The sequence below is a fragment of the Mesorhizobium alhagi CCNWXJ12-2 genome, from assembly GCF_000236565.1.
Taxonomy (GTDB): Bacteria; Pseudomonadota; Alphaproteobacteria; order Rhizobiales; family Rhizobiaceae; genus Allomesorhizobium; species Allomesorhizobium alhagi.
In genome coordinates this window covers 1-8,721 of sequence record NZ_AHAM01000108.1, presented here as the reverse complement: position 1 = coordinate 8,721, position 8,721 = coordinate 1, and the positions used below count along the sequence as shown (strand labels likewise).

General features: G+C 62.9%; 11 protein-coding genes and 1 riboswitch. Of the genes, 6 read left to right on the top strand and 5 right to left on the bottom strand.

Features of this window, described 5'->3' with window-relative positions; genetic code table 11:
• The 5 genes from MAXJ12_RS13220 to cobO form a co-directional block, all read left to right on the top strand.
• Positions 1-547, top strand: a 547-nt coding sequence (locus MAXJ12_RS13220; protein ID WP_008836390.1) for a gamma-glutamylcyclotransferase, incomplete at its 5' end; no start/stop codon positions are given.
• A 67-nt stretch (positions 548-614) separates the two neighbouring features.
• A riboswitch (cobalamin riboswitch) is annotated at positions 615-805 on the top strand.
• A 37-nt stretch (positions 806-842) separates the two neighbouring features.
• Complete coding sequence (locus tag MAXJ12_RS13215; protein ID WP_008836389.1) at positions 843-1,022, top strand: CbtB domain-containing protein; 180 nt, start codon at positions 843-845, stop codon at positions 1,020-1,022.
• Positions 1,023-1,034: 12 nt separating this feature from the next.
• Positions 1,035-1,787, top strand: a complete 753-nt coding sequence (locus tag MAXJ12_RS13210; RefSeq protein WP_008836388.1) for a CbtA family protein — start codon at positions 1,035-1,037, stop codon at positions 1,785-1,787.
• Between the two features lie 10 nt (positions 1,788-1,797).
• Positions 1,798-2,295: a bifunctional adenosylcobinamide kinase/adenosylcobinamide-phosphate guanylyltransferase gene (cobU, locus tag MAXJ12_RS13205; RefSeq protein WP_040586239.1), complete on the top strand. Its 498-nt coding sequence runs from the start codon at positions 1,798-1,800 to the stop codon at positions 2,293-2,295.
• Positions 2,295-2,909 carry a cob(I)yrinic acid a,c-diamide adenosyltransferase gene (gene cobO / locus MAXJ12_RS13200; protein ID WP_008836386.1) on the top strand — a complete coding sequence of 205 codons (615 nt, stop codon included), beginning with the start codon at positions 2,295-2,297 and terminating at the stop codon, positions 2,907-2,909. The genes cobU and cobO overlap by 1 nt, the downstream gene beginning before the upstream one ends.
• A gap of 27 nt (positions 2,910-2,936) precedes the next feature.
• Here cobO and MAXJ12_RS13195 read toward each other — a convergent pair whose 3' ends face one another.
• The 5 genes from MAXJ12_RS13195 to MAXJ12_RS13175 form a co-directional block, all read right to left on the bottom strand.
• Positions 2,937-3,245, bottom strand: a complete 309-nt coding sequence (locus tag MAXJ12_RS13195) for a HigA family addiction module antitoxin (RefSeq protein WP_040586238.1) — start codon at positions 3,243-3,245, stop codon at positions 2,937-2,939.
• Positions 3,245-3,529, bottom strand: a complete 285-nt coding sequence (locus MAXJ12_RS13190; protein WP_008836384.1) for a type II toxin-antitoxin system RelE/ParE family toxin — start codon at positions 3,527-3,529, stop codon at positions 3,245-3,247. Before MAXJ12_RS13190 ends, MAXJ12_RS13195 begins: the two co-directional genes overlap by 1 nt.
• 93 nt (positions 3,530-3,622) lie before the next feature.
• Positions 3,623-4,675 (bottom strand): substrate-binding domain-containing protein, encoded by a 1,053-nt coding sequence (locus MAXJ12_RS13185; protein ID WP_008836383.1) that lies wholly within the window; start codon positions 4,673-4,675, stop codon positions 3,623-3,625.
• Between the two features lie 31 nt (positions 4,676-4,706).
• A complete protein-coding gene (locus MAXJ12_RS13180) occupies positions 4,707-5,702 on the bottom strand; it encodes an ABC transporter permease (RefSeq protein ID WP_008836382.1) in 996 nt (331 codons plus the stop codon).
• An 85-nt stretch (positions 5,703-5,787) separates the two neighbouring features.
• A complete protein-coding gene (locus MAXJ12_RS13175) occupies positions 5,788-7,299 on the bottom strand; it encodes a sugar ABC transporter ATP-binding protein (RefSeq protein ID WP_008836381.1) in 1,512 nt (503 codons plus the stop codon).
• A gap of 137 nt (positions 7,300-7,436) precedes the next feature.
• On the opposite strand from MAXJ12_RS13175, the gene mtnK reads away from it, so the two are divergent.
• Positions 7,437-8,711: an S-methyl-5-thioribose kinase gene (gene mtnK, locus MAXJ12_RS13170; RefSeq protein WP_040586237.1), complete on the top strand. Its 1,275-nt coding sequence runs from the start codon at positions 7,437-7,439 to the stop codon at positions 8,709-8,711.
• Positions 8,712-8,721: the final 10 nt, after the last annotated feature.

Genomic DNA, 8,721 nt, shown 5'->3' with positions numbered 1-8,721 from the left:
CGGCCCCGCGGAGCCGGTCTGGCTGTTCGCCTATGGCTCGCTGATCTGGAGGCCGGAACTGGAGCATGTCGAGGAGCGGATGGCGCTGGCGCGTGGCTGGCACCGGACCTTCTGCATAAAGATGACACGCTGGCGCGGCACGCTGGATAGGCCGGGACTGATGATGGGCCTCGACCACGGCGGCCAGTGCCGCGGCGTCGCCTACAGGCTGCCCGGCGGAGATTTGCGCGAACGTTTCGCAAAACTGTTCCGGCGCGAGATGACCGCCAAGCCGTCGACCTACAGGCCGCGCTGGATGAAGCTGGAGACGGCCGAAGGGCCAATCACGGCGCTCGGCTTCGTCGTCAACCGCAGCGGCCGCACCTATGCCGGCAAGCTCGACGAGGCGGCCGTGGCCAAGGCGCTGGCCGGCGCTTGCGGCCATCTCGGCTCCGGCCCGGACTATCTCTACAACACCGTCAGCCATCTAGAGGAACGCGGCATTCACGATCGCCATTTGTGGCGGCTGCAGAAATTGGTTGCGGAACGGATCAGCGAGAATGGCTAGCGCGATTGCGACGTATTTCGAGCGGAAGCGCCGGGAATATGGTTTGCGGCATTTTCCGATTGTGCTTATGATCCGCGTTGTCGACGGTTCCGCGAGGAATCAATAGGGAATGCGGTGCGGGCTTATGCCCAAAGCCGTGGCTGCCCCCGCAACTGTAAGCGGCTAGCCCTCCCCAGAGGCCACTGAAGAATTCTTCGGGAAGGCGGGGAAGGGCGGCGATCCGCAAGCCAGGAGACCTGCCGGCGACGCAGATACTCGACGGGCCCTCGGGTGGAGGGCGAAAAGGACATTGATTATGAACACAGCAATTTCTTCTCTCGGCACCTCGACCTCAGCCGCATCGCGCGTGGCCCAGCTTGGCTTTGCGGCCCTGCTCGGCATTTTCATCGTCGGTTTCGCGGGTTTTTCGCAGATGGACGTGGTCCACAATGCAGCCCACGACTATCGCCATTCGATGGCGTTTCCCTGCCACTGAGAGATCGCTGACATGACCGTATTTCGCAACGTCGTGTTCGTCGCGGCGCTCGCCGGGCTATTGGCGGGCCTCGTCATGGCCGCGATGCAGACCTATTCCACAGTCCCTCTGATTCTGAAGGCCGAGACCTTTGAAAACGGCGGCGGCCATGACCATGCGGCGCCCGGGGCGGAAGCCGCCGAGCCCCATTCGCACGGCGATGCAACGCCTGCGCATGAGCACAGTGAGGAAGCCTGGGCGCCGGCAGACGGTTTCGAGCGCTTTGGCTACACAGTGCTCGCCAACATTGTCACGGCTATTGGGTTTGCGCTGGTCCTGGTTGCTGTGTCGGAAATGTTCGGCGGCATCGCCAGTTGGCGTCAAGGCATCTTCTGGGGATTTGCGGGTTTTGCCGTGTTCACGCTGGCGCCTGGCCTTGGCCTGCCGCCGGAATTGCCGGCCATGCCTGCGGCCGATCTCGGCGACCGCCAGATCTGGTGGACCGCGACCGTGATTGCAACAGCCGTTGGCCTTGGCCTGATAGCGTTCCGCAGCGGGGTGGTCTGGTCGCTCGTCGGCGTCGCGCTGATCGTCGCACCTCATATCGTCGGCGCGCCGCAGCCGGTCAGCCATGATTCACCGATCCCTGCCGATCTCCATCGTCAGTACGTAGTCGCTGCCACCGTCACCAACTTGATTTTCTGGGTGGTGCTCGGCGGCGTCGCCGGTGCGATCCGCTCCAGGGTCGCCCGGTCGGCCGGCAGCCTGCGCGACAGTTTTGCGTGACGGGAATTCACTGACCTTGCTTCTCGGCGGTGCGCGCTCCGGCAAGAGCGCGCATGCCGAGAGGCTGGTCACAGCCGCGCCCGCCCCGTGGACCTATATCGCAACCGCGCAGGCATTCGACGACGAAATGACCGAGCGCGTCGCGCTCCATCAAGGGCGGCGTGAAGAGGGATGGCAGACGGTCGATGCGCCGCTCGACCTCGCCGTAGCAATTGCCGGCGTGCCAGACGGGCAACCGTTGCTGATCGACTGCTTGACGCTCTGGCTGTCGAACCATCTGCTCGCTGATCATGATGTCGAAGCTGAGTCCATGAAACTGGGTGATATCCTTGCCAAGCCGCGCGGAAACTGGGTCGTCGTCGCCAATGAGGTCGGCCTTGGCATCGTGCCCGACAACGCCTTGGCGCGAAAATTCCGCGACGCCGCCGGGCGGCTCAACCAGAAGGTCGCGGCAAAGGCCGACCGCGTGCTGTTCATGGTGGCGGGGCTGCCGCTGCAGGTGAAATAATGAAGACGATCGACGAACAAACCGCCGAAAAGCACAAGGCCAAGATGGCCAAGCGCAAGGCCGTCCAGGATGCCGAAGTCGCCGGCAAGACCGTCGAAAAGGGCCTGCTGATCGTCAACACCGGGCCCGGCAAGGGCAAGACCACGGCGGCCTTCGGGCTGGCGCTACGCATGATCGGCTACGGTCGCCGCGTCGGCGTCGTGCAGTTCGTCAAGGGCGCGTGGCACACCGGCGAGAAGGACGCGTTCGCGGCGTTCGGCGACCGCGTCGTCTGGCACACGATGGGCGAGGGGTTCACCTGGGAGACCCAGGACATCAAGCGCGATGTCGCCGCCGCCGAAGCCGCATGGGCGAAGGCCGCAGAACTCCTGGTCGACCCGTCGATCAGCCTCGTCGTGCTCGACGAGTTGAACATCGCGTTGCGCTACGACTATCTCGATCTCGACATGGTCGTCTCGGCTCTGAAGAACCGCCGCGAGGGGCTGCATGTCGTCGTCACCGGCCGCAACGCCAAGCCCGCGCTGATCGAGGCCGCCGATCTCGTCACCGAGATGGGGGCGGTAAAGCACCATTTCTCGGCTGGCGTGAAAGCGCAGCAGGGCATCGAATTCTAGCGCGGCGGACTTCGCCAGCGGGTGCGTTCAAGTCTGAGGACTGAACCGCTGCACCGGGATTTGATCGGTGCGCGCACGCATTGCACACGTGTCGTACCATGCCTGCATACGCAAAAGCATATCCATTTTGACGCCGAACGCCTTCTCGACCCGGAGAGCCATTTCGGGCGACAGGCCGGAATGGCCGTTGACGAGGTCGGAAAGGGTGGCGCGGCGCACGCCGAGGACTTCGGCGGCCCGTGCGACCGACAGATCTAAGGGCTCAAGAATTTCCTCGCGGATCAAGATGCCCGGGTGGGGCGGTTTCATGCCAACTCGTTCTGCATCGCCGCTCATCAGTGGTAATCCTCAATGTCAAGATTCGCAATTTCGGCGCCGTCCAAATCAAATGTGATCCGCCAATTGCCTGATACCGAAATGCTCCATGTTCCTGCACGGTCGCCGGTCAATTGATGAATGCGCCATCCCGGCGGCCCCCTGACCTCATCCATGTCCTGTGCCGAAATCAAAACTGCCAGGACATTGCGGGTTCGATTGATTAGCTCGGGCTTGATGCCACGGCCGTCATCGTCTTCAATGAAGCGTTTCAAACCTCGGTGGCGCACGCTTCGGATCTTCATGCTGCTGAATTCGTACGGCTTTACCGTACGATTGTCAATAGGCGAAAAAGAGCGGCTCGCGGGCCGCCCTTTCGCATTTCTATGGCGAGAACTTTACTTCGCCGGCAGCGGCATCCAGGCGGGCACCGCAACATCGGCATGGGCAAATTGCGGCAGTTTCGCCGAAAGCTCTTCCATGTTCTTGATATCGTTCTCGTTCAACTGCGCCTGCGTGATCAGCGTCGGCGGTACGATCACTTGTCTGCCCGGGTCTTCACCGGCCAGCAGCATGGCGAGCGCGCGCACTGAAACCTGGCCGACGACGGCCGGATTGGTGGCGGCGGTGGCCGCCCAGGCGCTGTCCGGCTCGCGCATCGCCGCGATATCGGAGGTTGAGATGTCGGCTGAGTAGATCTTGATGTCGGAGGAAAGGCCGGCCTCGTCCACCGCAATCTTCACGCCCTTGGCGAATTCGTCATAGGGCGCGAACATCACCTTGATGTCGGGGTTTGCCGACAGCACCGACCGCGCCTGGTTGGCGACCGAATTGGCGATCGGATTGTCCAGCGTGCCGAACATCGCCGCTTCATTGATGCCGGGGTATTTCGCCTTGAACTCTTTCCAGGTTTCGTCGCGGCGGTCGAGCGGCGCGATGCCCGCGACATAGACGTACCCGGCCTTCCAGTTTTCGCCATTGTCCTTGATCGCCTGCTCGAGCGCTAGACGGGCGAGGTCGCGGTCCGACTGCTCGATCTGCGGGATCTTGTCGTTTTCGACATTGACGTCAAAGGCGACGACCTTGATGCCCGCATCTACAGCGCGTTGCGCGGCTTCCTTCATGGATTCGGTCAAGCCGTGCTGGATGATGATCCCGTCGACGCCGAGCGCGATCGCCTGGTCGACCATATCGGCCTGGAGTGCTGCGTCCTGCCGGCTGTCGAGCACGCGCAGGTCGACGCCGAGCGCCTTGGCCTGCGCTTCCACGCCCGACAGATAGGCCTGGAAAAAGTCGCCGGTCGAGAGATAGCGCACCAGCGCGATCTTGACCTCGCCGGGATTGTCGAACGGCGCCGGCTTGTCCTGCGCCAGCGCCGGCGCCTGCATCAGCATGGTCGCGCCGGCTAGGCTCAGCGCCATCTTGCCTAGAATTCTGCGTGTAATGTTCATTCCCGTTCCTCCACTGATTGAATGACGTCTCTTAGGCTTTGCCTCTGTGGGACAAGGCGAAGGTGAAGACGAGGGCGACGACAAGGACCGCGCCCTTGACGAAATCCTGCGTGTAATAGGGCGCGTTCATCATGGTCAGTCCCTGCAAGAGAACGCCGACGAAGAGCGCGCCGATCGCGGTGCCGAAGGCGTTCGGCTTGGAGGCCCCTAGAACCGCGAAGCCGATCAGCGCCGCAGCAACGGAATCCAGGAGCAGATTGTTACCCGAGGCAATGTCGCCGCGGCCAAGCCGGGCAGCGAGAAGAATGCCGCCGATGGAGGCGAAAACGCCCGAAATGACATAGGCCCAGATCTTGTATGCCTTGACAGGCGCGCCGGCCAGTTCCGCCGCCCGCGGGTTGCTTCCGACCGCATACATCATGCGGCCGAAGCGCGTGTATTCGAGGAAGAACCAGATCAGCAGGGCCAGCACCAGAAGGACCACGACCGACGCCGGCAGCAGATTGTCGATGAAGAAATCGAAGCGGTGGCGGCCGAGGGCCAGGAAATTGGCGCTGAACTTGCCGGTTGCGACCGAACCGTCGGGCATGGTCATGCCGGTGGCGATGGAGCGGCCTTCGGTCGGAATGCGCTGCAAGCCGACCAGCAGGAACATCATGCCGAGCGTGGCAAGTAGATCGGGCACGCGCATATAGACGATCAGGAAGCCGTTGATCAGCCCGACGATCACCCCGATCAGCAGGCAAGCGGCGACCGCCACGACCGCGTTCTGTTCCAGCACCACCATCACATAGGCGGCGGCCATCATGGCGCTGGTCGCGACCGAGCCGATCGAAAGGTCGAAGCCGCCGACGACGAGCGTGGCGGTGACTCCGAGCGCCAATATGCCGGTGATCGCGACCGACTGGAAGATGAAGACGGCGCTTTGCGGCGACGCAAAACCGTCGGCCGAAACCGCGAAATAGGCGATCAGCCCGAAAAGCAGGACCAGAAAACCGTAGCGGATGGCGAGTTCGCGCAGGGTCATTTGGTCCCTTCGAGCCGCGCGGCCGCTATCCCGCAATGCAAGTTCATGCCCTTTGTCGCTCAATTCAATCCTGCCTCACATAAATTCAAGCCGCGCCCCGCAGCGGCTGGCCCGCCACTTCGGCGAGCAGCCGGTCCATGTCGATATCGGCATTGCGATGCTCGCCGACGATCGTGTGCTCGGACATCACCAATACGCGGTCCGCCGTCTCCAGCGCTTCGTCTAGTTCGGTCACGAAGATGAGCGTGGCGCGTCCGCCGGAACTCGCGCGAAGCTTCGCCGCGATGTCGCGCCTTGCCGAAATATCGACGCCCTGGAAGGGCTCGTCGAGGATGAAGAGGTTGGCCGGCTGCGACATCCAGCGCGCCACCATCACCTTCTGCTGATTGCCGCCCGACAGCGTGCCCATCTCGTCCCGTTCGGTCCGGCAGACGATGCCGAGTTCGCCGATCTGCCGCCGCGCCGTGGCGCGCTCGACGCCGCGGTTGAGCACGCCCAGGCCGGAAAGCCGCTTCAGGAAGGGAAGGCTGATGTTTTCGTAGATGTTGAAGTCCTGGACGATGCCGTTTTCGCCGCGGTCCTTGGCGACGAGAAAAACGCCGGCTGCGATCGCATCGCCAGGCGTCACAGGCGCGTAGGGCCTGCCGTTCAGCGCCATCGTGCCCGCGAGTGACGCGCGGGCGCCGAACAGGGTCTCGGCCAATGCCGTCTTGCCGACCCCGACAAGGCCGGTGATTGCAACGACTTCGCCGGCGCCAAGCGTCAGCGAGATAGTCCTGGCGCCCTCGGCGATGCGCAGGCCATCGACCGCCAAAACCGTCTTTGCCGCCTCGTTGACGACGATCCGGTCGAGATGGATCCTGCGTCCGAGCATGGCGTTGACCGCGCCTTCATAGTCGAGCGGCTTTTCCTCAAAGACGCCGCTGATCTTTCCGTCTCGCATCGAGACGATCCGGTCAGCCAGCCTGCGGATGTCGGACATGCGGTGCGAGATGTACAGGATCGCGACGCCATGTGCTCGCAGCCGGTCGATTAGGGCGAAGAGCCGCGACGCCTCTGCGCTCGACAGGGAGGAGGTCGGCTCGTCGAGGATCAGCACTTTCGGCTCGTGCGCCATGGCGCGTGCGATTGCGACCATCTGGCGATCGGCGAGCGACAGGTCATTGATACGGGATTTCAGGTCTATCGCCAGACCCATCCGGTCGGCCACGATCTTCGCTTCGCGGCGCACGCGGCGCGGATTGAAGAAGGCTGGCGCGCCGCTTCCGCTCAGCCGGTCGAGGGTGAGATTGGTGGCGACATCGAGGTCGGCGACGACGCCGTCATTGATGTTCTGGTGCACGGTGACGACGCCGGCGCGCATTGCCTCGGCCGGCGTCGCGGGCGCAAAATCCTTGCCGCCCAGCTTCATTGCGCCGCCGCCGCGCGCATAGACGCCGCTGATGACTTTGACGAGGGTGGATTTGCCGGCGCCGTTGGCGCCCATCAGCACGGTCACTTCGCCCGCATGCAGGTCGAGAGAGACGCCGCCAAGCACCTCAATCCGGCCAAAGGATTTTCTCAGCCCCTCCACGCGGAACACGGCATTTTCAACCATGCCTTCCTCCCTGATCGCAACGCTATGAACAATGTCGGCAATTGTCAACACGATTGACAATTGCCAGAGCGGTTCCTAGTTTGGACCAGTCGCCATTGCGCCATTATGATGGGAACATGCAAGCGAGGGAGGCCGGAGTGACGATGAGCGAACCGTTTGAAGCATTGTCGGTCGAGACATTGGCCGCGAGGCTGGGCGCTACTAAGGCGCTGACGTCGCGGATCGGCGAAAACGCCTCTGGCTGGAAAGTGCGCGAGGTCGGCGACGGCAATCTGAACCTGGTCTTTATCGTGGAGGGCGACAAGGGCGCGGCCGTCGTCAAGCAGGCGCTGCCTTATGTCCGTCTCGTCGGCGAAAGCTGGCCGCTGCCCTTGAAGCGCTCCTTCTTCGAATATCACGCGCTGACGCGCCAGCAGGCGAGGGCGCCCGGCTCGGTACCCGAAATCTATCATTTCGACGAGAGCCAGGCGCTCATCATCATGGAATATCTGTCTCCGCCGCATGTCATCCTGCGCAAGGCGCTGATCGAAGGCCGGCAGCTGCCGAACATCGCCACCGACATCGGCCTGTTCATGGCGCGCACGCTGTTCCGGGGCTCCGATCTCTCCATGCCGACCAGAGAGCGCAAGGCCGACCTGGCGCTGTTCGCCGACAATGTCGAGCTTTGCGACATCACCGAGAACCTGGTGTTTTCCGATCCCTATTTCGACGCGAAGATGAACCGCCACACCTCGCCGCAGCTTGACGCGCTGGTCGCGGAACTGCGCGCCGACCGCGATTTGAAGGTCGAGGCGCAGCGCCTGAAGCATCTGTTCACAGCCAATGCCGAGACGCTGCTGCACGGCGATCTGCATTCCGGCTCGATCATGGTGACCGAGGCCGAAACGCGGATGATCGATCCGGAATTCGCCTTCTACGGGCCGATGGCCTTCGATGTCGGAATGCTGCTCGCCAATTTCTGGATGGCCTTCTTCTCGCAACGCGGGCACGAGCATGACGGCGACCGCGCCACCACCCGCGTCTATCTCATTGATGTGATCGTCGAGACGTGGGCGGTGTTCCGCAGGGAGTTCTCGCATCTGTGGGGCACCGAGCGGACGGGCATCCTCTACCAGAAGAGCCTGTTCGAGGACCAGGGCGACACGCTCGGCGCCGAACAGGCGCTCGACCAGATGCTTTATTCCATCTGGACGGACATGCTGGGTTTTGCCGGCATCGAGATTCACAGGCGTATTCTGGGCCTGGCGCACAATGCCGATTTCGAGACCATTGCTGATCAGGATCTGCGCGCTACCTGCGAGGCCAAGGCGCTGAAATTCGGCAGGCAAATCGTCGTCAACCGGCGGCGTATCCACAGCATCGAAGAGGTCAATGCGCTTGCCGTGCTGATCGAGAAAGGGGCTGCCTCGTGAAAGTCGCGGA

Excerpts from the sequence above, each read along its gene's own strand:
- MAXJ12_RS13215 (WP_008836389.1), top strand. The coding sequence starts at position 843 with ATGAACACAGCAATTTCTTCTCTCGGCACCTCGACCTCAGCCGCATCG.
- MAXJ12_RS13210 (WP_008836388.1), top strand. The coding sequence starts at position 1,035 with ATGACCGTATTTCGCAACGTCGTGTTCGTCGCGGCGCTCGCCGGGCTA.
- cobO (WP_008836386.1), top strand. The coding sequence starts at position 2,295 with ATGAAGACGATCGACGAACAAACCGCCGAAAAGCACAAGGCCAAGATG.
- MAXJ12_RS13195 (WP_040586238.1), bottom strand. The coding sequence starts at position 3,245 with ATGAGCGGCGATGCAGAACGAGTTGGCATGAAACCGCCCCACCCGGGC.
- MAXJ12_RS13190 (WP_008836384.1), bottom strand. The coding sequence starts at position 3,529 with ATGAAGATCCGAAGCGTGCGCCACCGAGGTTTGAAACGCTTCATTGAA.
- MAXJ12_RS13185 (WP_008836383.1), bottom strand. The coding sequence starts at position 4,675 with ATGAACATTACACGCAGAATTCTAGGCAAGATGGCGCTGAGCCTAGCC.
- MAXJ12_RS13180 (WP_008836382.1), bottom strand. The coding sequence starts at position 5,702 with ATGACCCTGCGCGAACTCGCCATCCGCTACGGTTTTCTGGTCCTGCTT.
- MAXJ12_RS13175 (WP_008836381.1), bottom strand. The coding sequence starts at position 7,299 with ATGGTTGAAAATGCCGTGTTCCGCGTGGAGGGGCTGAGAAAATCCTTT.